This is a genomic window from Kitasatospora sp. NBC_00315 (assembly GCF_041435095.1).
In the GTDB taxonomy this organism is placed as follows: Bacteria; Actinomycetota; Actinomycetes; order Streptomycetales; family Streptomycetaceae; genus Kitasatospora.
In genome coordinates, this window is the sequence record NZ_CP108025.1 from 294,788 (window position 1) to 318,166 (window position 23,379).

Annotated in this window: 24 protein-coding genes and 1 pseudogene; 15 read left to right on the forward strand and 10 right to left on the reverse strand. The window is 71.2% G+C overall.

Annotated elements, in window-relative coordinates; genetic code table 11:
• Positions 1-40 precede the first annotated feature (40 nt).
• Both OG823_RS01110 and OG823_RS01115 read right to left on the reverse strand, forming a co-directional pair.
• On the reverse strand, positions 41-241 hold the full coding sequence (locus OG823_RS01110; protein WP_371476626.1) for a CDGSH iron-sulfur domain-containing protein: 201 nt from the start codon (positions 239-241) through the stop codon (positions 41-43).
• A 22-nt stretch (positions 242-263) separates the two neighbouring features.
• Complete coding sequence (locus tag OG823_RS01115) at positions 264-917, reverse strand: HemK2/MTQ2 family protein methyltransferase (RefSeq protein WP_371476628.1); 654 nt, start codon at positions 915-917, stop codon at positions 264-266.
• Between the two features lie 229 nt (positions 918-1,146).
• Here OG823_RS01115 and OG823_RS01120 point away from each other — a divergent pair.
• Positions 1,147-1,429 (forward strand): annotated as a pseudogene (locus OG823_RS01120) (catalase); the annotation flags it as partial.
• Between the two features lie 696 nt (positions 1,430-2,125).
• Complete coding sequence (locus OG823_RS01125) at positions 2,126-2,521, forward strand: hypothetical protein (RefSeq protein WP_371476629.1); 396 nt, start codon at positions 2,126-2,128, stop codon at positions 2,519-2,521.
• A 76-nt stretch (positions 2,522-2,597) separates the two neighbouring features.
• Here the strand turns inward: OG823_RS01125 and OG823_RS01130 are convergent, their stop codons facing one another.
• Complete coding sequence (locus OG823_RS01130; RefSeq protein ID WP_371476631.1) at positions 2,598-3,578, reverse strand: GlxA family transcriptional regulator; 981 nt, start codon at positions 3,576-3,578, stop codon at positions 2,598-2,600.
• A gap of 113 nt (positions 3,579-3,691) precedes the next feature.
• Between OG823_RS01130 and OG823_RS01135 the strand changes: the two genes are divergently transcribed.
• A complete protein-coding gene (locus OG823_RS01135; protein WP_371476632.1) occupies positions 3,692-4,687 on the forward strand; it encodes an NADP-dependent oxidoreductase in 996 nt (331 codons plus the stop codon).
• A 237-nt stretch (positions 4,688-4,924) separates the two neighbouring features.
• The gene (locus OG823_RS01140; RefSeq protein ID WP_371476633.1) at positions 4,925-5,371 is read left to right on the forward strand and encodes a heme-binding protein; all 447 of its coding nucleotides are present in this window, start codon (positions 4,925-4,927) and stop codon (positions 5,369-5,371) included.
• A 28-nt stretch (positions 5,372-5,399) separates the two neighbouring features.
• On the opposite strand, the gene OG823_RS01145 is transcribed toward OG823_RS01140, so the two are convergent.
• Entirely contained in the window at positions 5,400-6,050 is a 651-nt protein-coding gene (locus OG823_RS01145; protein ID WP_371476634.1) for a TetR/AcrR family transcriptional regulator, read from the reverse strand.
• Between the two features lie 163 nt (positions 6,051-6,213).
• Here OG823_RS01145 and OG823_RS01150 point away from each other — a divergent pair, with 163 nt between their 5' ends.
• Positions 6,214-7,176, forward strand: a complete 963-nt coding sequence (locus OG823_RS01150; protein WP_371476635.1) for a zinc-dependent alcohol dehydrogenase family protein — start codon at positions 6,214-6,216, stop codon at positions 7,174-7,176.
• 196 nt (positions 7,177-7,372) lie between these two features.
• Here the strand turns inward: OG823_RS01150 and OG823_RS01155 are convergent, their stop codons facing one another.
• On the reverse strand, positions 7,373-8,650 hold the full coding sequence (locus OG823_RS01155; protein ID WP_371476637.1) for a hypothetical protein: 1,278 nt from the start codon (positions 8,648-8,650) through the stop codon (positions 7,373-7,375).
• Between the two features lie 317 nt (positions 8,651-8,967).
• Here OG823_RS01155 and OG823_RS01160 point away from each other — a divergent pair, with 317 nt between their 5' ends.
• Complete coding sequence (locus OG823_RS01160; protein WP_371476638.1) at positions 8,968-9,879, forward strand: S41 family peptidase; 912 nt, start codon at positions 8,968-8,970, stop codon at positions 9,877-9,879.
• Between the two features lie 68 nt (positions 9,880-9,947).
• Here OG823_RS01160 and OG823_RS01165 read toward each other — a convergent pair whose 3' ends face one another.
• From OG823_RS01165 to OG823_RS01180, 4 genes are all read right to left on the reverse strand, one after another.
• Positions 9,948-10,304: a hypothetical protein gene (locus OG823_RS01165; RefSeq protein WP_371476640.1), complete on the reverse strand. Its 357-nt coding sequence runs from the start codon at positions 10,302-10,304 to the stop codon at positions 9,948-9,950.
• Positions 10,305-10,312: 8 nt separating this feature from the next.
• Positions 10,313-10,495 carry a hypothetical protein gene (locus OG823_RS01170; protein WP_371476641.1) on the reverse strand — a complete coding sequence of 61 codons (183 nt, stop codon included), beginning with the start codon at positions 10,493-10,495 and terminating at the stop codon, positions 10,313-10,315.
• Between the two features lie 70 nt (positions 10,496-10,565).
• A complete protein-coding gene (locus OG823_RS01175) occupies positions 10,566-11,444 on the reverse strand; it encodes a hypothetical protein (protein WP_371476643.1) in 879 nt (292 codons plus the stop codon).
• A 361-nt stretch (positions 11,445-11,805) separates the two neighbouring features.
• Entirely contained in the window at positions 11,806-13,548 is a 1,743-nt protein-coding gene (locus OG823_RS01180) for a hypothetical protein (RefSeq protein ID WP_371476645.1), read from the reverse strand.
• 205 nt (positions 13,549-13,753) lie between these two features.
• On the opposite strand from OG823_RS01180, the gene OG823_RS01185 reads away from it, so the two are divergent.
• The 6 genes from OG823_RS01185 to OG823_RS01210 all read left to right on the forward strand — a co-directional run bounded on the left by OG823_RS01185 (position 13,754) and on the right by OG823_RS01210 (position 19,090).
• Positions 13,754-14,173 carry a hypothetical protein gene (locus OG823_RS01185; RefSeq protein WP_371476646.1) on the forward strand — a complete coding sequence of 140 codons (420 nt, stop codon included), beginning with the start codon at positions 13,754-13,756 and terminating at the stop codon, positions 14,171-14,173.
• Between the two features lie 1,017 nt (positions 14,174-15,190).
• Complete coding sequence (locus OG823_RS01190; RefSeq protein WP_371476647.1) at positions 15,191-15,826, forward strand: dihydrofolate reductase family protein; 636 nt, start codon at positions 15,191-15,193, stop codon at positions 15,824-15,826.
• 406 nt (positions 15,827-16,232) lie between these two features.
• A complete protein-coding gene (locus OG823_RS01195) occupies positions 16,233-16,901 on the forward strand; it encodes an NAD-dependent epimerase/dehydratase family protein (RefSeq protein WP_371476649.1) in 669 nt (222 codons plus the stop codon).
• 120 nt (positions 16,902-17,021) lie between these two features.
• A complete protein-coding gene (locus OG823_RS01200) occupies positions 17,022-17,714 on the forward strand; it encodes a hypothetical protein (protein ID WP_371476651.1) in 693 nt (230 codons plus the stop codon).
• 127 nt (positions 17,715-17,841) lie between these two features.
• Positions 17,842-18,222, forward strand: a complete 381-nt coding sequence (locus tag OG823_RS01205) for a hypothetical protein (protein WP_371476652.1) — start codon at positions 17,842-17,844, stop codon at positions 18,220-18,222.
• 286 nt (positions 18,223-18,508) lie between these two features.
• Positions 18,509-19,090, forward strand: coding sequence for a hypothetical protein (locus OG823_RS01210; RefSeq protein ID WP_371476653.1), 582 nt, complete (start codon positions 18,509-18,511; stop codon positions 19,088-19,090).
• A gap of 137 nt (positions 19,091-19,227) precedes the next feature.
• On the opposite strand, the gene OG823_RS01215 is transcribed toward OG823_RS01210, so the two are convergent.
• Positions 19,228-19,698 carry a hypothetical protein gene (locus tag OG823_RS01215; RefSeq protein ID WP_371476655.1) on the reverse strand — a complete coding sequence of 157 codons (471 nt, stop codon included), beginning with the start codon at positions 19,696-19,698 and terminating at the stop codon, positions 19,228-19,230.
• Between the two features lie 93 nt (positions 19,699-19,791).
• Here OG823_RS01215 and OG823_RS01220 point away from each other — a divergent pair, with 93 nt between their 5' ends.
• The 3 genes from OG823_RS01220 to OG823_RS01230 all read left to right on the forward strand — a co-directional run bounded on the left by OG823_RS01220 (position 19,792) and on the right by OG823_RS01230 (position 23,119).
• Positions 19,792-20,535: an arabinofuranosidase catalytic domain-containing protein gene (locus tag OG823_RS01220; RefSeq protein ID WP_371476657.1), complete on the forward strand. Its 744-nt coding sequence runs from the start codon at positions 19,792-19,794 to the stop codon at positions 20,533-20,535.
• 397 nt (positions 20,536-20,932) lie between these two features.
• On the forward strand, positions 20,933-21,196 hold the full coding sequence (locus tag OG823_RS01225; RefSeq protein ID WP_371476658.1) for a hypothetical protein: 264 nt from the start codon (positions 20,933-20,935) through the stop codon (positions 21,194-21,196).
• Between the two features lie 177 nt (positions 21,197-21,373).
• The gene (locus OG823_RS01230; RefSeq protein ID WP_371476660.1) at positions 21,374-23,119 is read left to right on the forward strand and encodes a ricin-type beta-trefoil lectin domain protein; all 1,746 of its coding nucleotides are present in this window, start codon (positions 21,374-21,376) and stop codon (positions 23,117-23,119) included.
• The last annotated feature ends 260 nt before the right edge of the window (positions 23,120-23,379 follow it).

Below are 23,379 nucleotides of genomic sequence, written 5' to 3' on the forward strand. Positions count from 1 at the left end.
GCTGCAGAGTGGCGGCGCGGGTCCTGCGGCCGGGGCGGCCCTACTCGCCGCCGGCTCCGGCGCGCCGGTCGGTCGGCGGGAGGGAGCGACGGCGGTGGCTGGTGTCGCAGAAGGGGTAGCGGTGGCTGCGCCGGCACAGGCACAGCGCCACCACGGGGCGATCGCTCGTCACGGCCGTGCCGTCCGGGAGCACCACCTCCACGGGGCCCTCCACCAGGGCGGGGCCGATGTCGCCGGGCATGGTGACCCGAGTGGGTGGGCGGTCAGTGGGGCCGGACACCGCGGATCACCACCAGGTCCTCCTCGCGCTCGCCGGGGGCGACCAGGCCCTGCTCTTCGAGCCAGGTGGCCCGGCCGCTCATGACCGGGCCGAAGGGGATCCTTCGGCGGGCGATCACCTCGGCGTCGAGTCCGGCCTGCTTCAGTTCCGCGAGGGTTTCCTCGGTTCCGCAGAGAGAGGAGTGCACCATCAGCAGCGTTCCTCCCGGGGTGAGGACGGCGGGTGCCTGGCGGCAGATGCGGTCCAGCAGGGCGCGGCCGTCGTGCCCGGCGTCCCATGCGCGGGCGATGCCTCGGGTCGGCAGGGACGGTGCCGCCGCGGGAACGTAGGGCGGGTTGGAGACGACCAGGTCGAAGCGCCGGCGGCGTACCGGCTCCAGGAGGTCGCCGTGCAGCAGGTGGATCCGGCGACGGTTCAGCGCGCTGTTGAGCCATGCCGTCGCCAGTGCCCGACGGGAGATGTCGACGGCGGTCACCCGGGCACCGGTGCCGGCCGCGACCAGTGCCACCGCCCCGGTTCCCGTTCCGAGGTCCAGCACCTCGTCCCCGGGCCGCAGACGCTCGTGGGCGAGGCATTCGACCAGGAGTCGGGTGTCTTCCTGCGCCCGGTAGACACCGGGGGGTTTCATCAGCCTCATGCCTCGCGTCTGCCCCTCTCGCCGCGAGCGACACGTCACCGGCGTCGAGCCGGCCGGCCTCCGCTCCAACCCGGACAGCTGCCCCCACATCGCGGCCCGCCGCCCGGAGCCCGATGCCGAGGACACCCGGCCACCCTCGGAAGCGGAGCGGTGAAAGCCGAGCGTGTAGCGACTGTGTGATCGCGCACGCGGGCGCCGACCGGCCACCGGCCCCTCCTGCGGCGTGTCGCTGCGGGAGAAGATCACCCACTTCGACCACGAGCGGATCCCGGGCGGGTGGTGCACGCCCGGGGCGCCGCCGCCCGCGGTGTCTTCCGGGGCTACGGCACGGCCGGAGAGGTGTGCCGGGCGGCCTTCCTCGCGGACGGCGTCGAGGCCCCGGTGTTCGTGCGGTTCTCCACCGTCCTGGGCTCGCGCGGGTCCGCCGACACGGTACGCGACACCCGCGGCTTCGCGACGAAGTTCTATACCACCGGGGCGTGTTCGACCTCGTCGGCAACAACATCCCGGTGTCAGCTGGGGCCGGCCGGGACGGCGGGCTTGGGATGGGCAGCGTCCTCCGACCGTGGTTGGCCCGGTCGGCCGGCCGTGCTGTTGACCGAGCTGTTCCTGGAGAGCGGCCCGCTCGACCGCGAGTGGGCGGGCCCGGTCGTCGGCCTGAACGGGCACATCGACGGGCCGCCCGGAGACCGGGCGGTACGACGGACGACGATCAGTGCTCACAACGGCCAGTCTTCCAGCCCGGCGACTGCGGACTGGCGGCCCGTCAGCGGGCCTCGGCAGGAGCCCCGACCCGCAGGCGGAGAGGCAGGAAGGGCAGTGCCGGACACACAGTGGATTGCTAGGGTGACCACCAGTCAGGACGGCTCAACGATGGAGGATCCGTGAGCTCGCAGTCTGGAAGTGACCGACCCTACAGTGAGCCGCAATCTCCGCCTGTTCCACCCGTTCCTCCTCATCTCTCCGCTCCTCCTGGCGCGCCCGTCCCGCACCAGCCGAGGTGGGCATGGTGGGTGGTGGGGATCGCGGTCCCACTGGTCGGCGTCCTCGTCACCGTGCTCGCGAGCCGTCCCGGGGGCGGTCCCACGGCTACCCCTGGTGGTCCCGCCGGCCCGGCGTCCTCGGCGAACACACAGGTGGCTTCGAACGACCGGCCCCCACCATCGGCGACCAGGTCGGCAGAGGCCAGTCCGGCCCCACCGGCGCGGGTGTTCTTCGGACCGAAGGAGGTGGTGGTCGATCCGGCGGACAGCAGCTGGAGCACCGGCAACATCGTCCTGGACTCCGCACCGCCCTTCGGGACTACCGGCCCCGGGTCGGACGTGTCCATCGAGTGGGCCACCGGCACCCCCTCCCTCGGCAACTGGAGTTCCGGCCCGACGCTCGCCCCGTGGCCCGGTGACGGCCCGGACCCCGATGCGAGCCAGTGCGCCGAGCAGGTCCGCAAGCACGGCACCTACGACGGCGGCTCGATGCCGAAAGGCGCCCGCTTCTGCGTCCAGACCAGGGAAGGACGAACCGCCCTCCTCCGCGTCACGGTCAGCCCGATCGGCCGTACCCCCCTCCACCTCCAGATCACCGTATGGGACCTGCCCCAGGGCTAAGCCGGCCAGCGGGGACCGTTCCGGCACGACGATCGCTCCGCTGGACGACGGGTGGGGCGTGGTGACGGTCGGGTGGTCAGCGTGCCGTCATCGGCTCCGGTGCGGTGTGGGCGCGACGGTAGGCCAGCGGTGACAGGCCCAGGTACGTGTGGAAGTGCTTGCGCAGGGCGACGGGGTCGCCGAAGCCGCAGGCGGTGGCGACCCGTGCGACGGTCAGGTCGGTGGACTCCAGCAGCAGGCGCGCGTGTGCCAGCCGCCGCTGCGCCAGCCATTTCAGCGGGCTGCTGCCCACCTCGCCGCGGAACCGCCGGGTGAACGTGCGCACGCTCATGTGCGCGTGCTGGGCCATGTCCTCCAGTGTGACCGGCTCGGCCAGCCGGGCGAGCGCCCACTGCCGGGTCGCCGAAGTGGAACGGTCGGTGTCCTGCGGAACCGGATGCTCGATGAACTGCGCCTGCCCGCCCTCGCGCCACGGCGCCACCACGCAGCGCCGCGCGGCGGCCGAGGCCACCGCCGCCCCGTGGTCCAGACGGACCAGGTGCAGGCACAGGTCGATGCCGGCCGCTCCGCCGGCGGACGTCAGGACGCGTCCGTTGTCGACGAACAGCACGTCCGGATCGACCTCGACGTCGGGGAACAACCGCGCGAGCGCGTCACACAGCGCCCAGTGCGTGGTGGCCCGCCCACCGTCCAGCAGACCGGCCGCCGCGAGCAGGAAGGCCGAGGTGCACAGGCTGACGATGCGGGCCCGCGGCCCTATCCGGGCCAGCGCCGCGGCGAGTTCAGCAGGCAGCGCGCCGGTCGTGAGCAGGTGCTCGCCGGGCTCCTGCGTGGCGAGCACGACGGTGTCCGCGGTCTCCAGCAGCGACTCGTCGTGGTCGACGACGATCCGGTAGTCCTCGTGCGTGCGTACCGGCCGGCCGCCGAGGGAGCAGGTGCTGACGGAGTACAGACGAGTCCCGTCCGGTTCACAGGCCTCGTTGAACACCCGGGCCGGGATACCCAGGTCCAGCGGCAGGACTCCGTCGAGGGCGAGAACGGCGACACGATGTGGCATGGCTGGAATGGTACGACAGATGACCTCCCGGCCACTCATCCGCCTCCGGCAGCGCACGCCACTCTTGCTTTCACCGGGATCACCGTCCCGGCGAAGGAAACAGTGAGACGGACATGAGCGAGGACGACATGAGCGAGCACACCGTGAGCGAACACACCATGCGGGCTGTCACCGTCAGGGAGTTCGGCGGGCCGCAGGTGCTGACCGTCGAGGAGGTCGCACGCCCCGAGCCGTTGCCGACCGAGGTGCTGGTGCGGGTGCACGCGGCCGGCGTCAACCCGGTGGACTGGAAGACCCGCGAGGGACAGGGCATGGCGGGGCTGCAGACGTTCCCGCTGACCCTGGGCTGGGACGTCTCCGGCGTCGTCGAGGAGGTCGGCTTCGGCGTCACCACCCTCGCGCCCGGCGACGAGGTGTACGGCATGCCGTGGTTCCCGCGCGCCGCGAACGCCTACGCCGAGTACGTGACCGCCCCGGCCCGCCAGTGGGCCCGCAAGCCGGCCACCCTGGACCACGTGCACGCGGCGGCCGTGCCGCTGGCGGCGCTGACCGCCTGGCAGGCCCTGGTCGACACCGCCCACGTGCAGGCCGGCCGGCGCGTCCTCATCACGGCCGCCGCCGGCGGCGTGGGCCATTTCGCGGTCCAGTTCGCCCGGCACCTGGGCGCCCACGTGATCGCCACCGCCGGCGCCGCACGCCACCCGTGGCTCAAGGAGCTCGGCGCCGACGAGACCGTCGACTACACCACCACCCGCTTCGAGGACGCCATCGAGGACGTCGACGTCGTCGTCGACCTGGTGGGCGACGCCCATGACCGGACCAGCACCCGCTCGCTGAGGGTCCTGCGTCCGGGCGGTCTGCTGGTGGCCGTCCCGGCCGGTGTCTCCTCGGAACTGGCCGCGGCCGCCGAGGCGGCGGGAGTGCGGGTCACTCCGTTCCTGGTCGAGCCGGACGGCGCGGCGCTGACCACGATCGCGGGCCTGATCGACGCCGGCGAGGTCGCCGTCGAGGTGGCGCAGACGTTCCCGCTGGAGCAGGCCGGCGCGGCCCACACCCGGGGAGAGACCGGCCGCACCCGCGGCAAGCTGGTCCTCACCGTCGCCGACTGACCACCCTCACGAGAAGTTCGAAGTCGCAGCGAGTATCACGAGATCCCCCGCCACCAGGCGCGGCCCGGGCTCCGCGAGGAGCGGGTGCGCCACCTGGAGGACGCCGTCATCCTGTTCCGAGCCTCCGAGAAGGCCGTCCTCGCCCGCGTGGTCCCCACCCCGGCGTCACCGCTGCGGTGGCCGGCCCCGGGCCGCTTCATCCGCCAGCCGCACAGACACAGCGACGAAGGACCTTTCATGAACACCCACACACTCCGCAAATCGGCCCCCGCCTCGTCGGTCACCCAGGCCGCCGCCGGCGCACTCATCGCGGCGGTCCACACCGTCGCCGCCCGGATCGGCTTCACGGCGGCCGTCGCCGTCACCGACCAGGCAGGACATCTGAAGGCGTTCGACCGGGCCGACGAGGCGCCCTTCCTCACCGCCGAGGTCGCCCTCGACAAGGCCTGGACAGCGGCCTCCTTCCGCATCCCCACCCATACGTGGAACGACTACCTCGCCGACCCCCAGGTCGCACCACTGGCCGGCCACCCTCGCCTGACGGCCGTCGGCGGCGGCTATCCGATCTTGGAGAACGGCCGGTGCATCGGGGGGCTGGGAATCTCCGGCGGCAGCTACCAGCAGGACCGACAGGCCGCCGAGGAGGCCCTGACCGCCCTCGGGTTCGAGCTGTCCGGCCATTGACCGACCACCGGAGCCCCGGTCGGCCGCTCTACGGCGTGCTGGGCGAGCGGGTCAGCCGCAGGTGTGGCGCCGGCGGCAGCGAGGTGGGCGCTGCCGCCTCCGGTGCGGTGCGGAACGCCTCGATCACATAGGCGGCGAAGCGGCGGGAGGCCGTGACCCGGGCCGCACGCGGCGTGTCCTGGAGGCCCCGGTGGGCCATGAGCATGAGGACCAGGTCGTCGACGACGAAGTCGGAGCGCAGTTGGCCGGTCTTCTGGGCACGGCGGGCCAGCTCGCCGACGGCGCGCAGTGTCTGCTCCCGGTCGGCGGCGAAGTCCATGGCCTCGGGGAAGGCCGTCATGAAGGCGTCGGCGAATCCGCGGCTGTGCGCGTGGAGTTCGCAGATCCGCTCGACCAGGCTCCGGAATCCGTGCCACGGGTCCGACTCCGAGTCCGCAAGAGCGTCGCGAACGGCGCCCTGGCAGCTCCGACGCTGCTCGGCGAAGGTCTCCACGACCAGTGCCTGCTTGGTCGGGAAGTGCCGGTACAGCGTGGCGGGGCCGACGCCCGCATGCCGGGCGACCTCGCGCATGGGTGCGCTCAGGCCCTCGTCGCCGAACACCGCGCGAGCGGCGGCCAGGATGCGGGCCCGGTTGTCGCGGGTGTCGGAGCGCACGGTCCGAGGCAATTGGTCGGTCATCGTTTCTCACTTTAGCCAAACGGACGGGGCTGCCCGCTACGGTCCGATGGCGGTGCTGCCACCGCGTCCCGGTCCCTCACCGGTGCCGGCCGGCTTCCGGGGCCGGCTCGACGCCCTCGGCCGCGGCACCCGCGAACCGCCCCGCAACCGACCAGGAGCAGAGATGAAAGCAGTCGTGATCAGGACGTTCGGCGACCCCGAGGGCTTGGAGGTCGTCGATGTGCCCGCGCCCGTTCCCGCCCCGGGGCAGGTGCGGATCGCCACGGAGGCGATCGGGGTGGGCGGCGTGGACGCCGTGATCCGCCGGGGAACGCTCGCCGCCTACGGCTTCCGGGAGGGCCACCTCCTTGGCAGCGAGGTCGCGGGACGGGTCGCCGCGGTGGGAGCGGGCGTGGACGCCTCGTGGATCGGGCGGCGGGTGTGGGCGTTCACCGGCCTGTCCGGTGGGTACGCCGAGCAGGCCGTCGCCGCGGTTGAGCACGTCCTCGCACTGCCCGACGATCTGACCGGCGCCGACGCGGTGACCCTCGGCGGCTCCGGCGTGGTCGCCCACTTCGCCCTGGAACGGGCCCGCTTCACACCGGGAGAGACGGTGCTCGTCCGCGGTGCGGCGGGCAGCATCGGGATCACGGCGGTCCAGCTCGCCGCCAGGGGTGGCGCGAGCGCGGTGGCGGTCACCACCTCGTCGGCGGACCGTGGCGCCCGCCTGCGGGAGCTGGGCGCCACCCATGTCCTCGACCGCACCGGCGAGGGCGGCCCGGACGCACCGGTGGGCTTCGACGTGGTGATCGATGTCGTGGGAGGCCCCCAGCTCCCCCTTCTCCTGGACAGGCTGAACCCCAACGGGCGGTTCGTGGCTGTCGGTGTGGTGGGCGGGCAGCCGCCGGCGGACTTCGGCATGCGGCTGATGGACGCCTTCCGAAAGTCGTTGTCGTTCGCCACTTTCAGCTCTGACACCGTGCCCGGTCCGGACCGGCAGACCGTGCGGTCGGCCCAGTTCGCCGACGCTGCGCGCGGGGACCTGCGCACGGTCGTGCACGAGGTGTTGCCGCTGGACCAGGCGGCGCTGGCACACCACCGGATGGACGCGGGTGAGGTGTTCGGCAGAGTCGTGCTGGCGCCCTGAACCGGGCCTCGGGTGAACACGGACGTTCCACCGACCAGCGCGGCGCCACTCGGGTGAGGCCCGCCCCCCGGTGTACCGGAGCGGGCCTCACCGCTTCAAGCGCTCGCGCTGTGCCGCACCGGGGCACCAGCCGGCGTCTCGTCGCCGGTGGGCGGCCTCCGGGCCGTTCCCCACCGGCGGCGGGTCACCTGGCGGATCACTCGGCCGCCGTGAAGTACCCCGTGAGGTCGGCGATCGCGTGCGTCCAGCCGGAGTTGTTGTAGACGTCGAAGGCGCCACCGCCCAGCTTGGTGGTCACCGAGTTGGTCGTGGTCTGCCACGGCACGAAGTTGAGGTTCGAGGTGATCGGCTTGGCCTCGTCGTCCGCGAACACCGTGAAGTGGCCGTAGTCCGAGGGCGCGGTGGCCGTCACGTTGACCGCCACGGCCACGGCGTCGGCCGGAGCCCCGCCACCGGCGGCGATCCGGCGGCTGGAGAACGGCATGAGCTCCTGCGACGGGCGGCCTTCGTACAGGTTCGGGCGGGTGTCGTACAGCCGCACCGGCACCTTCAGGGCGCTGAAGAGCCCCTGGCCGCTCGGGCCGTAGAAACCCACGATGTCGACGATGACGTGCTGGGAACCGATGTGGTTGAAGACTTCGATCTTCCCGTCCGCGCCGACCGGAACGACCACCTGGTTCGGGACCGTCCGGCCCGGCTTGACGTTGAGGTTGGAGCCCCATTCCGGCCGCTGCCGGCCGGCCGGATAGACCGTCAGGAAGGTGTCCCCGGTGCCCCCGGTGGCGGTGACGTTGAGGATCACCGCCCGGGCGTCGGCGGTGCCCAGCTCCGGCTTGGCGACCTGGACCGTACGGACCCCGCCCTCGCCGATCGGGTTGCCGTCCGTACGGCTGTCGACCAGCCGCGTCGGGGGGAGCGAACCGTACTTGTCGGTCGCGCCCGGAGCGTAGTAGCCGACCACGTCGAGCACGACGTGGGTGTAGCTGCCGTTGTTGTAAATGTTGATCGCCGGGACGGTGCCCGGGGTGACCGCGACGGTGACCAGGTTGGCAACCGTCTGGTGGGGCGCGAAGTTGATGCTGGAGGTGGCCGGGACGGTGCCCGCGGTCGGATCGGCGGTCAGGGTCAGGTAGCCGTTGTCGGTGGCGTCGGCGACGGTCACGTTGACCAGAACCGCCGTCGCGTCGGCCGGCACCGCCGGGACGATCTGCGGCGGCATGTGGCCGACGACCTCGGCGAGCTCCGCCCGGTAGTTCTCCCCCGGGCTGAACGGGCCGTCCACGCCGCTCGGGTTCCAGTAGCTGTTGCGGGTGTCGAGCACCCGGGTCGGGGCCATCCCGACGAAGCCCGCCGGGGCGCTCGCCTCGACGGCGGCGGCGACCGGAGCCGCCTGCGCCTGGCCGACGGACAGCACGGGAGCGGTCAGGGTGATGGCCGCGAGCACGGCAAGGCTGGAGAAAGTACTGGTACGCATGGTGAGTTGTTCCCCCCTGGTGATGGCACCCTCCGGTCGCCGCCGGAGAGGTTCGTATCTGTATGACGTCTGGAACTCCCCCGGGTTGCAACCTGGTTCGGAGAAATTTCCGGGCGCCTGAACCGGGGCGGCGTCAGGCCGGACGGGAACAGCGTGCGACCTCCCGCTAGTTCGACGACCAGGCCCCGGTCCCGGTGTCGTCCTGGTCCTCGTCGTCCCGGCAGGGTTCGCGTCCGCGCTCGGCGGAGACTCACCGCCCTGATCGCCCGGCCGACGCCGGGGGCGCCGTGGACCGGGTCGTCTGATCTACTCCCCCCATGACCTCCACCACATCGCAACCTGCGGCGGACGCCGTCGCCGTCGTCGAGTCGATCGCCGCCCTGGTCTGCGAGAACTACGTCTTCCCCGAAGCCGCCCGGCAACTGGCGGCCCTGCTGCGGCGCCGGAGCGCCGAGGGCGGCTACCCAGCCGAATCCGCCCAGGAATTGGCCGAAGCGGTCACCGCCGACCTGCGGTCCGTCAACGGCGACCTGCACCTGGCCCTCAAGTACCACGCCGTGCCGGTGCCGCGTGAGCAGGGCGCAGCCGCACTCGCCGCGATGCGGAGGGAATTCGACGCCTCCCTGGGCGGTGTGCCGCGCGTGGAACTCCTCGACCGCGGCGTCGCGGTCCTGGAGCTCGCACCCAAGATGTTCCCGCTGGACTGGGCGGCGCAGCCGCTGGCCGCGGCGCTCTCACTGGTGGCACCCGCCCGCGCCCTCATCCTGGACCTGCGCCGAAACACCGGTGGCGACCCGGACACGGTCGCCTTCGTCTGCGGCTACCTGCTCGACGGCCGCACGCACCTCAACACCATGCTCTCGCGCCAGGGGGAGGTGGCCGAGCAGTCCTGGACGCCCCCGTTCGTGCCGGGCGCCCGCTTCGGCGGCAGCAAGCCGCTCTCCGTGCTGACGAGCGCGAACACCTTCTCCGCGGGCGAGGAACTCGCCTACGACCTGCAGCAGCTCGGGCGCGCCGAGGTCGTCGGGGAGGCCACCCGGGGCGGCGCGCACCCGCGCGAGGGCTGGACGGTGCACCCGCACCTGGAGCTCAGCGTGCCCGTCGCCCGCGCGGTCAACCCGGTCTCGGGCACCAACTGGGAGGGCACCGGCGTCCGGCCCGATGTGCTGTGCGACGCCGAAGCGGCGCTCGACCGCGCGCTGTCCCTGGCCGTGGCGCGCCTGACCTGAGTGAGCGGTAGGCGCCCGTACCGTCACGGGGCATCCTCCCGGAGTTTCGGTGGGATGCCCCGTGAGCTTCATGGGGACCGGGGCTCATCCTGTGCCCATGCGGGCTTGGGCAGGAAGTGGGGCCAGTCCGGACGGTCGACCCACTGGCTGGCGGTCCCGGCGAGGGCGTCCCAGCAGGCTGCGATGGTGCGGGGGTCGGGCGCGGCGGCCCTGGTCAGCTGGTGGAGGAGGATACCGCCGAGGTAGGTGGTGGCGGTGTACAGGGCGGTCTCGATCCGCCGGGCGCTCTCGGTGTCCGTGTTGGTCGGTGCGTCGGGGGCGTTGGTCGGTGCGTCGAGGGCGAGGAGCTTGTCGCGGTCCGCTCGGGCGTGCTGCTGGATGAAGGTGACGGCCGCTTGGACTTGCTCGGCGGTGGGTCCGGACACGGTTGTCCTCACTGCTCGGCGGTGCGGCGGTTGTGCGGCCGGCCGTGCTCGCCCAGGACGCGGTACAGCCGGAAGGGCGGCTGGCCGGCGACGACAGCGATGGCCGCCCGGCCTTCGGAGCGTGCGTCCTTCGCGATGTCCGCGGCGTTGCCGATGGCGGGCAATGACAGTAGCTGCGACAGTAGCTGCATCCCACCAGCTTGACGGGTTTTCAGGGTTTCCGCCCGGCGTTTCCTCCACCCCCGAAGGCTTCGGTGCGTCTCAGCTCCGCTGGGCTGCTGCCAGCCATCGTTCTGCGCGGCCCTGCTTGTCGGGGTCTCCGGAGCGGCGGGCGTGCGCCAGCAGTCGGGCACGCAGCGCTTCGGGCAGGCCGGCGACGTCCCGCTTCTGGCTCGGGCGGGTCTTCCAGCCCACCAGATGCCGTACGGCCCCGGCGTCGTGCCGCTCCTCGGCCCGCGGATCGGCCAGCCCGGCGAGCAGGTCGGCGATCGACACCCTGCCCAGCAGCTCGCCGGGCACACCTTCGTGGACGGGGTGGCCGGAGCAGCGGCCGCTGCCGGAGCCGTACCAGTCGAGCAGGGCCAGTACCCGCTCCACCGGGTCGGGGAAGGTCAGTTGCAGCCGGTCCGTGAGCTCCGCGAGCAATGCCGGGGAGGGCCTGCCGCCGGTGCGGGAGAGGTCGAGGATCCGGTTGGCGGTCCCCTCCAGCCCCGTGGGCATCGCGGCCAGCCAGTTGCGCTCCTCCTCGGCTCCCTCCTCCACTCGTAGCCGGTCGGCCTCGAACTGCCGCAGGGGCCCGGGCATGCCGTGCCCGGCCAGCCACGCCAGGAGCCGGCGGCCGTCAGCGAGGACGGCGTCGCTCTCCCACTGCCCCCACCTCAGTGTCGCCCCGTGGTGCAGCACGACGATCGCAAGCCGCCCACCGTCCCGGTCCGACACCTCGAAGCGGACGTCCCCGAGGCACATGCAGTGGAAGCCGGGCAGCGAGTCCACGGCCATGGCCCTCCGGAGCTCGGCCGACTCCGCCGGATCGGAGAGGTCGACCCGGTGCTCCCCGTCCACCCCGAGCCCGTTCACCGAGCTCACCCGCACCACGTGGGCCTGCTGCAGCACGCTGTCCAGCGCTGTCGTGCCGTTCAAGAACCGATCCCTCCCGACCGGGCCGCAGGTGAACGGCCCGCCCGATTCCACCGCAGCTCCCGGCTGCCTCGCAACCCGGTTCCCCCAAGCGCCCTGATTCCGGCTCCCACGCCGACAGGCGGACCCTCGGGGCAAGGCGAAGCCCTCCGTGAAGAGGGTGCCGCTGTCCGGGCCTTCCGGGCGCGAGGCCCGGAAGGCCCGGACGAACCTGTCCCAAAGGTGGAAGCAGCGCAGGGTCTCATCACGTCGGTCGTCGCGTCGGCCGGGCCCGAGCCGCCGGTCTCCGAGCGGCTCGACCGGGTGTCCTGGTTGCCGGTCGGCTCTACTGATCCGATCCGCTCTCAGGCTGCCGAGCTGTGCGTCAGCCGGCGGTGAAGTAGCCCGAGACGTCAGCGATCACGTCGGTACTCCCGACGTGGTTGGCGAAGATCACCCCGTCGCCGACGCTCGGCGTCACCGCGTTCGCGATCGTCTGGCCGGCGCTGAAGTTCAGGCTCGACGTCGTGGGGATCGGCCAGCCCGGGCCGGTACCGTAGACGGCCAGGAAGCTGCTGTCCGTCGCGTTCGTCACGGTGACGTTCAGCGCCGCACCGGTGACCCCGTACGGCGGGACTCCGTTCGCCCAGCGCCCGACCGTCAGCGCGATGGCACTGGGACCGAGCCTGCCCTGGAAACCGCCGGTCCCGTTGCGGGTGTCGAGAGCGCGGGCGGGTCCGGTGGGTACGAAGACGGATCCGGAGGCGGAGAAGTAGCCGCTGACATCGGCGACCAGGTCGACGGCGCCGATGTGGTTGTAGAGGTCGATCCTGCCGTCCACCACGGGGACGACGACCTGGTTCGGGATGCTCTCGCCGGGCGTGAAGTTGAGGTTCGACGCGGTGGGCCGGCCGGTACCGTGCGGGTACGCGGTGACGTAGCTCTCGTCGGTGGGGTTCGTGACGGTGACGTTAAGGATCACCGCGGTGACGCCTTCCGCCGGGACGCCGCCCCGGCCGGCCACCTGGACGGTGAGGGAGCTGTCGGGGCCGAGCTTGGCCTTGGCGGACCCGGTGCCCGCGCGGGTGTCCAGCAGACGGGCCGGGGTGGGCAGAGCGGTGTACCGGGAACCCGCGTCACCCGGGGTGTAGTAGGCGCTGACATCGGCGACCAGGTCGACGGTGCCGAGGTGGTTGTAGAAATCGATCCTGCCGTCCACGACCGGGACCGTCACCTGGTTCGGGATGGTCTCGCCGGGCGTGAAGTTGAGGTTCGACGCGGTGGGCCGGCCGGTACCGTGCGGGTACGCGGTGACGTGACTCGCCTCGGTGGGGTTGGTGACCGTGACGTTGAGGACGACGGCGCTGACTCCCGTGAGGGGCAGCCCGGCGCGGCCGGCCACCGTCAGGGTGAGCGTGCTGTCGGGGCCGAGCTTGGCCTTGGGGGCGCCGGTGCCCGCGCGGGTGTCCAGCAGACGGGCCGGACTCACCGGCACCAGGGTGCTGGGATCACCGAGATGGATGCTTCCGCCGTCGCCGACGTAGTTGATAGAGACCGGCTTGGTGAGCTTCTCCGGGAGGCCGTCCGCGGTCAGCTCCAGCAGGCCCTGGAGCAGCACGGACTTCACCGACGGCGCACCCGAGATGTAGAGGTCCACCATCCCCACACCGTCCGGCCAGTTCGAACTGTCGGTCACCGGGAAGTCGTGGGCCGGAAGGTCCAGCGTCAGGGAGCCGTCGCCGTTCACCACCCAGCGACGACCGGCCGCCCGGTCCGTGACACTGCCGGCGAAGTAGTAGCTCCTGACCGACAGCCGCTGTGCGAGCTGCTGGGCGGAGTAGCCGGAGTCGGCGACGGACTGCGCCGATATGGTCAGGCCCAGCTTCACGTTCTTGGCGCCTTGCGCGTCAGCGCCGAACTGGACCCGGCACAGCGCTCCGGCATCATCGCCGGCCTGCACCTTCAACGGCTGCGTCTGCCAGTCGAACCACGTGTTGACGGGCTGGTCGCACTGCGCGCTGTTCAGGTAGATGTGCGCCTGGTCGGCAGCGGCCGACTGCAACGGCAGCGCCCCCGCGACGACCAGAACGCCGGTGCCGACGACCACGGCGCTTCGCAAGCTCTTCATGTGACCCCCCCTACACTGCCTCGCGGGCAGCGGAAACCTACGACCGGCGCGATCAGATCCGCCCGGAGAGAGGCCGGCGCTCCACGCCGGCCGAACGGATCATATGCCTACCACCCAAGGCAGACCTGACGCCGCTTGTTCCGCGCCGGTCGGGGAGAACGGGAACTCCTTTGCGCCGGAGGTCCATGGTTGCGATGGTTCGGGCATGTCCGCACGAAACCGACGGCTGCCCCGCCACCTCGCATGGCCACTGACGACCACCGACGTCCGCGACGCTCTCGGCCCCCTGACGGACGAGGTGAGAAAGGTGCGCTTCCTCACCGGCCTGGGGGCCGACAGGACCGAGCCGCCCCTCGTCCTGGGCGTCGAGTGGCTCGCCCCGCGGCCCGGCAACTACGCCGGTGGCACCCACCCGGACTCTGTGGGCTTCTACATCGACATCTGGCCCGTCAACAGCGGCGACCGGGGCTCCGCACGCACACTTCTACGAACACAGGCCCTGCCGCAACTGCACGAATGGATCACCGGGGCCCTGCACGCCGACGACACCTGGCGCCGACGCACGCACCTGCACCACTGGCACTTCACCGACGGCCACCTCAGCCGTAGCGATGAACCGTCCTGACGCCGGCAACCGGCCCAACGGCGATGTCGAACGTGCAGAACGCACCGGCCGACAAGCTGGTCCGGGGCGGCTTCCTGCTGGCCCTCCGGACGGCGCAGCCGGTCGCCCTTCGACGAGCACACCCGGCCGCAGTGGGGTTTGCCTCGTACAACGGCGTCCAGGAAGGGGCGGGTGGCTGCGGCGCCGGTGTTCGGGCTCCTGGTGCGGCCAAGGGCGCCGACTGTCGAGGGCGCGGGAGGCAGGTACAGGGGACCGTCCATGAAAGGGCGCAGCCACCGAGCAGGAGCCCGGCCGCTGATGGCCGGGCGACGAACAGATGCGCGTCGGCCGCCGACCGGGGCGCTCTGCTCCGCGGCCTTCAGTCGCTCCTCCAACTGCCCTACCCGGCTGGAGAGTTCCGGACGGCGGCGGTCAGCACGCCCTGCCCGTCGACGATGTCGATGGTGGTGGTGCGGGTGCCGTAGCCGAAGGCGGCGTGCCGGTACTGGGCCATCGGAGCGATGTGCGGTGCATCCGGGTCCCAGTCGTAGCGCCACTCACTCTTCAGGTCGCCCTGGGCGGCGGTCAGGGCCTGGTCGAAGGCGTCGGTGACGAGTCCGGAGGCCAGGCGCCCGACCCGGCTACGGCCATCGCCGAGCAGGCCGCGCTCCTGGCCGCGCCGCCCACGTCGAGGACCTGGTCCGACGCGGACCGACCACCCCGGTCCGGCACCCGATCGGCACCCGGGCCAGGCCGCCGTACGGCTGACGGAACCTCAGAGGTCGCCCGGGTGAAGGACGGGGGCGGGTCGGGCTCCAAAGTGTCCGGGCCGCCCTCACCAGTGCTCGGCCTGTGACGCTGTCTCGTGCGGCCTGGCCGCCCAGGTGTCGGGGCGGGCTTCGGCGTGGCCGCCGAGGTATCGGCCCACCTCCTGGGTGACCATCGAGGTGACCGGCCGGGCGGCGGCGCAGCGATGCGGCCGTCCGTCCCGCCCCGTCTTGATCCCCGACAGGACAACCGACTCACCGGGAGCACACCATGGGCCTCATTCACATCGAGCTGTTCACCACCCTCGACCACGTCGGGCAGGCGCCCGGCGGTCCGGACGAAGACCCGGAGGGCTTCCCCTTCGGCGGCTGGCAGGCCCCCCTGATGGACGACGTAGCCGGGGCACAGGTCGACGCCGCGTACGAGGGCACGGACGCCCTCCTGCTCGGCCGACGCACGTACGACATCTTCGCCGCCTACTGGCCGCAGGTCGAGGACAACCCCTTCGCCACGCTCTTCAACAGCATCCCGAAGTACGTGGCCTCCCGCGGCACGCCCGACCTCCCGTGGGCGAAGTCCACGCAACTCGGACCGGACCTGCCCGGTGCGGTGCGCGAGATCCGCGACCGGCACCAGCACGTGAAGGTCGTCGGAAGCCTCGACCTGGTGCAGACCCTCCTACGCGAGAAGCTGTTCGACCGCCTGGACCTCTGGGTCCACCCGATCGTCCTCGGCATCGGGAAGAAGGTGTTCGACGAAGGCGCGGTCCCCACCAACGTCACGCTGCTCGAGCCGCCCGTCGCCAGTCCTCGCGGCACCGTCCTCCTGCGCTACGGGCTGGCCGACGGCATCCCCGCCACCGGCGACATGAGCGCGCCCCGCCGCGACGCCGGGGGCGAGGGCTGAGGCCGACGGGGCTCGACCGAGAGCGGGCCGGGCACCGACGTGTCCCGCCCGCCCCCGGATGCTTCGACCGGTGACGTCGTGTCGTGTGACCAGGCCGCCCAGGTAACGGCTCAGGTCTCGGGCCGGCCATCAAGGTGAGCGCCTTCGGTCCCACTGGTACGACGGTCCGGCCATCGCCGGGAGCGGCAGTGAGCCGGCGGCGGAACGGCTCGCTCTCGCCTGGCCGCAGCGTGCTCCGGACCGGCAACCCGTGGCGTCGCAGCAGACCAGCCCGGCCCATGGAGGTGGCCGCTTCCCTGCGACAGATGCTCGCCACCCTCACCGCGGGCGCGCTCGCCCGCACCACACTCCGACCCCTCCCCTTCCGTCCCCTCCCCTCCCCATCTCCCACCCCCCTGGAGCAGCTGTGCGCGTCATCGTCTTCGGAGCGTCCGGAATGGTCGGGCACGGCGCACTGCGCGCCTGCCTCCTCGACGACACCGTCACCGAGGTCCTCGCCGTGGTCCGCCGCCCGCTCCCGCTGACCCACGCCAAGCTGCGGCAGATCGTCCACACCGACTTCACCGACTACAGCGCCGTCCAGGACCGGTTCAAGGACCTGGACGCCTGCCTCTTCTGCCTCGGCGTCTCCGCCGTCGGACGCGGCGAGAAGGAGTACACCCGCATCACCCATGACTACACACTCGCCGCCGCCCGCGCCCTGCACGCCGCGAGCCCCTCACTGACGTTCGTCTACGTCTCCGGCGAAGGCACGGACAGCACCGGCAGGAGCCGCCAGATGTGGGCCCGCGTCAAAGGCCGCACCGAGAACGACCTGCTCGCCATGCCGATGACCGCGTACATGTTCCGCCCCGGCTTCATCCAGCCGGCCGACGGCGCCGCCTCCCGAACCTCCCTCTACCGCGCCCTGTACGGCCTCACCGCCGGCCTGTACCCCCTCCTGCGGCGCGCCTTCCCCCGACACGTGACCGACACCCGCAGCGTCGGACACGCCATGCTCGCCGCCACCCGACAGAACGGCGCCGGCCCCACGGTGCTGCGCAACCCCGACATCAACCGCCTCGCCGCCGGCTGACGACCGTCCGGGCTCCGGAGCGTAGGCCGTCACCGAAGTGGCGCCCGCTTCGCGGACTAGGCTATGAAGGTCCCTCACGAGGGCCGCGATCACGTGGCCCGCACACACGGGGGACGTCACGTGAGGCCCATCGACAGAAGTCGCAGCACAACGGTCCTGGCCGCTCTGACCGCGGTCGGCATGCTCGCCCTGACCGCCTGCAGCGGCGGCGGGTCCGGATCGAACAACGCGGCCGCCGCACCCGTCACCACCCCGACGGCCACACCGACCGCCACCGCGATCAGCGCGCCCACCGTCACGGCCCCCTCGATCACGGCGGCCGCACCGACGAGTTCCTCGGCCGCACCGGCACCGGCGGTTTCCGGCCCCGCCCCGGGCACCACCGTCAAGATCGGCGACGCCGTCCGGCTCCCGTTCTCCTTCGGGGGCTCCGAGGGCGCCATCGCGCTCACGGTCACCTCGATCGAGAAGGGCGACCCGGCCGATCTCGCCTCGCTGAAGCTCGACGACAACACCAAGGGCCTGGTGCCGTACTACATCCACTACAAGGTCACCAACATCGGCGACACCGACCTCTCGTTCACCAACCTCAGCCACATCAAGGGCCTGCTCGCGAACGGCACCGAGGCCCCGGACCTGATGGTCTTCGGGACCTTCGCCAGGTGCAACGACGGCTCGATGCCCAACGAGTTCACCAACGGCAAGTCCGCCGACTTCTGCATACCGACGATGTCCCCCACGACGTCCAGGGTCGCGGCCGTCGAATACTGGGACGACCCGTACACGCTCGACAACGGCATCATCTGGAAATGATCCACGAGGAGACCGTCGTCGAAGGCTGGTGCCCGGGCACCTCAGCGGTGCGGCCGGACCACGGAGCGGCGGCCGGTCGCGGCACGGCCGCCACTCCGGTCGGCGGTGGACCCGCGAAGATGGGCGCATGACTGAACCGCCCGTCTTCGAACCCCGTCCGCTGAACGCCTCCGAGCGAGCTGTGCTGGAACACCTCCTGGCGGCCGACTTCCCCGGTGCCCCGGCGTTGCGCGGCCGGCTGGAGCGGACCGAGGTGGTGGGCACCTGGGGAGCCGGGTCGGTGAGCGTCGACCTTCGGGTGCGCGGGCTGGTCCAGGATCCAGCCGCGACGCACACGCTCCTGCCGGTCGGCGCCGGCGTCTACGACCGCTCCGGCGAGTACATCGGCGATCTGCTGCTGTGGGCCGAGGGCGGCACGGCACTGTCGGCGCTGGAGTACTCCTGGGTCACCGACGAGATGCCGACTTCCCTCCCGTCCGTCGACCAGATCCGACTCGCGGTCCAGTGACCTCTCGGGTGCCGGTCGAACTGTCTTGAGACGGGCCGGTGCCCCGGGTGCTTCGCCTCGGCGAGGCCCTTCCCTCTCGACCTGAAGCGTCCGCGCGGGCCGACCTCCGGCCCGTGAGGGTCCCTGCGGACGGCACCCGGGCGACAGCAGCGTGGCACCGAAGCCCCGGCCCGGTCCGCCTCCCGAAACCATGTGACGGACGGCCGGACTCCTGTGCTCTAATGCGCTGTCACACCGTCCACGCACGACCTACGTGCAACCTCAGAAGCGGGAGCAGCACCGGCCGATGAACGCTGAATGCCCCCAGTGCGCCGAGTCCGACCAGACCGTGAACGTGCCGCACGCGTTGGCCGATGCCGTCCACCCGCTCGGGGAGCCGGAGCGCGGCCGGCTCCTGCCGCCGCCACCCCCGCCGCCGACAGCAGCGGCCGGGCACAGCAAGCCCGCCATCGCGCTCTACGCCGTGGCAGGCGTGATCACCGTCCTCTGGCTGATGAACATGGCCAACGGCCTCCCGGACCTGGAGGACGCGGACACCTCCTACCGCATGGGCTACCTCCTCGGCCCGCTGGTCTTCTCCGTACCGTTGGCGCTGGCCGGGCTGGTCGTCCAACTGGCGACGAAGCAGCGGCGGATCCGGCTCGCCGGGGACAGTGCCGGGGCGTGGCACACGGCCTGGGAACGACGTCACTGGGTTTGGCAGACGGCCTGGCTGTGCCGACGGTGCCGAGTGGCGTTCTTCCCGCACGGGGCGATCAGCCCGGACTACCCCGCCTCGCCGGCCATAGCGGTGGCACAGCTTCCGACCTGGGTGACCACGACGGCCGAGCGCGCGTTCGGCGTACCGGAGTCCGCCGCTCCCCGCTGAACCCGCACCGGCCGGAAGATCCCGCAGCGTGTCCTCCCCCGCCCGCGCGACCGCCGGGCTGCTCGGACGTGGCGGAACCGTCAGGCGGGAGGCACGAGGACGGTCGCCGTGCCGGCGCAGCGGTGGGCGCACCCCGATCACGGCAGCGTGGCCGCCTTGCGCAGCAGCACCGACTGTTCGCGGGTGTTGCGGCTGAGGCGGGCGGCGAGTTCGAGTTCGGCCCGGGCCTCGCCGGTCCGGCCGAGCCGGAGCAGCAGTTCGCCGCGCACGCTCGGGAGCAGGTGCGAGCCCGAGAGCCGGTCGGTGGCGACCGGTTCGTCGACGATGGCGAGCGCCTGCTGCGGCCCGGTCGCCATCGCGACGGCGACCGCCCGGTTGAGCTCGACGACGGCGGAGGGGGCCACCCGGCCCAGCCCCTCGTAGAGCAGCACGATCCACTCCCAGTCGGTCCGCGCCGCCGAGGGGGCCGTCGCATGGCAGGCGGCGATCGGCGCCTGCAGCCCGTAGGGCCCCAGGCCGCGTCCGGCGGCGGCCCGGCCGATCGCGGGCCAGGCCGCGGCGGATGCGGAGCGGTCCCACAGGCGCCGGTACTGGTCCTTGAGCAGCACCGGTTCGCCGTCCGGGCCGGTGCGGGCGGCTGCGGGCGGGAAAGCGCGCTGCCGTCAGTTCACACGTGGGTCGAGGCGGACCTCGAAAGCGGCATGTTCCAGGGAAACAACGGCTCCAACACCGCGAACACCGGAGACAAGAGTGCGTTCGTGACGGCCGTGCTGAAGAACGACGGGCAGACCACCTACGCCCTCAAGGGCGGCGACTCACAGTCCGGCGGCCTGACGACCTGGTGGAACGGCGCGCTCCCGACCCGCCCCGGCTACCGACCCATGCACCAGGAGGGCGGCATCATCCTGGGCACCGGCGGCGACAACAGCAACTGGAACAGGGGCACCTTCTTCGAAGGCGTCATGGTCGCCGGACTCCCGTCCGGCACCACAGAGAACGCGGTGCAGGCGAACATCGTCTCGGTCGGCTACTCCGGTGAGACCAACGTCCCCAACGGCCCGCAGGGCCGGATCACCGGACCGGGCGGCAAGTGCGCCGACGTCGCCGGCGACGACACCGCCGTGAACGGGGCGGCCGTCCGCCTGTGGGACTGCCAGAACTACGCCGAGGACCAGTACTGGACCCAGCAGTCCGCCGGCTCGCTCAGCACCATCGGCCGCTGCCTCGACATCACCGGCAACGAGACGACCAACGGCACCCTGGTCGAGCTGTGGGACTGCAACGGCGGCGCCAACCAGGTCTGGAAGCAACAGTCGAACGGCTCACTCCTCAACCCCCGGTCCGGCCGCTGCCTCGACTCACCCAACGCCTCCACAGCCAACGGCACCCGCCTGGAGATCTGGGACTGCAACGGGACGAGCGCGCAGACGTTCACCCTCCACTGAGCCCCGCACGGCGCAGCGCCGGCGTGGATCCCGGAAGGCCGTCCCGCGGGTCCACGGCGGCGCTGCGCCGTGCATCGTCTCGATGCTTCTCAAAGTCATGTGCATCGACGCGGCGTCAGCAGCAATCGGCAGCTCCAGGGCCGGGTGTGTCCGGTGGACTCCCCGTACAGGGACGCCGGAAAGCGCTGCGCTGGTCACCTCGGGGACAGGAAATGGGTCGGGGCGTCCCGGTCAACCGGTGGGTCTGCGGTACCAGTGGGCTCGTCATACCGGTTGGAGATGGGGTCCGGCGGCTGTCGTGGATGTGGTGCGCCGCAGGTGGCGGGTGGAGGAGGACTTCCAGCTCGCCGAAGGAGTTGCCGGCTTGACCAGGGCCAGACCACCTGCCGGAACTCCTATGCGCTGGACCCGGATCAGCATGGTCGCCGGCACCGTCCTCGCCGTCACGCGCGCCCGCACCGCCGCCGCGGCACCCTCGGGCCACCGGCTCATCCCGCCCCGCGTCCGCGAGGTCCTGCGATTGCTCCGGATCACCGCCCTGCCCCGCCCGCGACGCGACCGCGCCCACGTCCTGCACTGGTCCCCCTGGCGCCACCACCAACACCAGGGCGCCCGAGCCCACCGCCGCTGGAACAACATCCCTGCCACAGCAACCACTTGACCAGCAACGGCGACCCGCCAACCAACGAACTACAGCCGCCGCGTCAGTCCGGAGCTGAACGGATCTGTTTGATTGAGTTCACCTTGGTAGATGTATTGACACTCAATCGAACACTAGGGCTCAATACGGAACAGCATGAACCCTCGAACGTGAAGTGATTCGACTCGAAGGAGAGTCATGTACAAGCGCGCGCTCGTCGCGACGGTTGCCCTGGCGTCGTCTCTGTTCATATCCACCCTGTCGGGCTCGACGCCCGCGCAAGCCCAGGACAACGGTGCGTCGCTGACGCCGCCGATGGGGTGGAGCAGCTGGAGCTCCATCAGAAGCAGCCCGACCGAGGCCAAGATCAAGGCCCAGGCTCAGGCGATGCACGACTCGGGCCTGATGTCTGCGGGTTACAAGTACATCAACCTGGACGACTACTACATCAAGAACCCCGGCACCACCGTCGATCAGTACGGTCGCTGGGTCGTCGACAGCGGCAAGTTCCCGGACGGTATGAAGAACCTGGGCGACTTCATCCACGGCCTGGGTGAGAAGTTCGGCATGTACGTGACGCCGGGCGTCTCGAAGGCGGCGTACGACCAGAACACCCCGATCGAGGGCACGTCGTACCACGCACGGGACATCGTCTCGAGCACGTCGACCTTCGAGTCGAACTACGGGGGGTGGGGCAATGTCATGTACTTCATCGACTACAACAAGAACCCCACCGCGGCACAGGCGTTCGTGAACTCATGGGCGAACCTGTTCGCCTCCTACGGGGTCGACTACATCAAGATCGACGGCGTGCACACCAGCGACCAGAACGACGTCATCGCCTGGTCGAAGGCGCTGAACCAGACCGGCCGCACCATCCACTACGGCCTGTCGAACACCCTGGACATCAACAACATCAAGACCTGGCAGCAGTACGCCAACAGCTGGCGGACGGGAGGTGACATCGAGTGCTACTGCTCGACCCTCACCAACTGGAGCAACGTCGGGCCGCGTTGGGCGAACCTGGCTCAGTGGGGGCAGTACGCCGCTCCGGGTGGCTGGAACGACCCGGACTCGATCGAGGTCGGCAACGGTGACCACAATGGTCTGACCGTGAACGAGCGGCAGAGCGTGATCACTCTGTGGGCGATCACGCGGTCGGTGATGATGCTGGGGAGCGACCTGACCAACCTGGACGCCGGTGACCTCAACATGCTGAAGAACGCCGAGGTGACCAACGTCAACCAGACCGACTCCGTGGTGGCCAGCCAGATCTCGAACAACAACGATCTGCAGGTGTGGGCCACGAAGCAGAAGAACCCGGACGGCAGCTACACGGTGGCGTTGTTCAACCGTTCCGACCGGGCCGGCAACGAGACGGTGACGGCCAACTTCTCCGACCTCGGGTTCAGCGGTTCCGCCACGGTGCGCAACCTCTGGGGCAAGTCGAACGAGACCCTCACCAACTCCGTCAGCCGGAGCCTGGCCCCGCACGAGTCCGCGTTGTTCAAGGTCACCCCGTCCGGCTCCTCGACTCCGGTCGGCGGCGACCTGACCAGTGGCCTCTCCGGCCGCTGTGCCGACGACCCGAACAGCACCCTGGTGAACGGCACCCAGCTGGACGTGTGGGACTGCAACGGCGGCGCCAACCAGAAGATCACCTACAGCTCCTCGGCCAAGACGCTGAAGGTGCTGGGCAAGTGCTTCGACGCCCACGGCGGCGCTACCACCGCCGGTACGCACGTTGAGATCTACGACTGCAACGGCGGCACCAACCAGCAGTGGAACGTCAACTCCAACGGCACGATCACCGGCGGTCCGTCCGGGCTCTGCCTCGACGTCACCGGGGCCACCAACCCCAACGGCGCCGGCCTGGAATTGTGGAATTGCACCGGAGGCGCCAACCAGAAGTGGACCCTCGGGTCCGGCGTCAAGGTGGCCTGACGAACCGAGTCGTGACCATCGTTCCTGATTGAACGGGCTGTTCGCACGGACCGACTCCTGGTCCGTGCGAACAGCCGGGTCTCTGGACAAGTGGGGCTGCTGAGAGGCGTCTTGGAAACCGCCGTCGGGGCTTTCCCCTTGATCGAGGACACCGGGTGTCATGCGCGATGGCCGGCGTAGTTGATCGCTGTTCGTAGGTGATCGGGCTCTGCCGGCCGAGGGCGCAGTGCCGCCGTCTGGTGTTGTAGCGACCGGTTGAA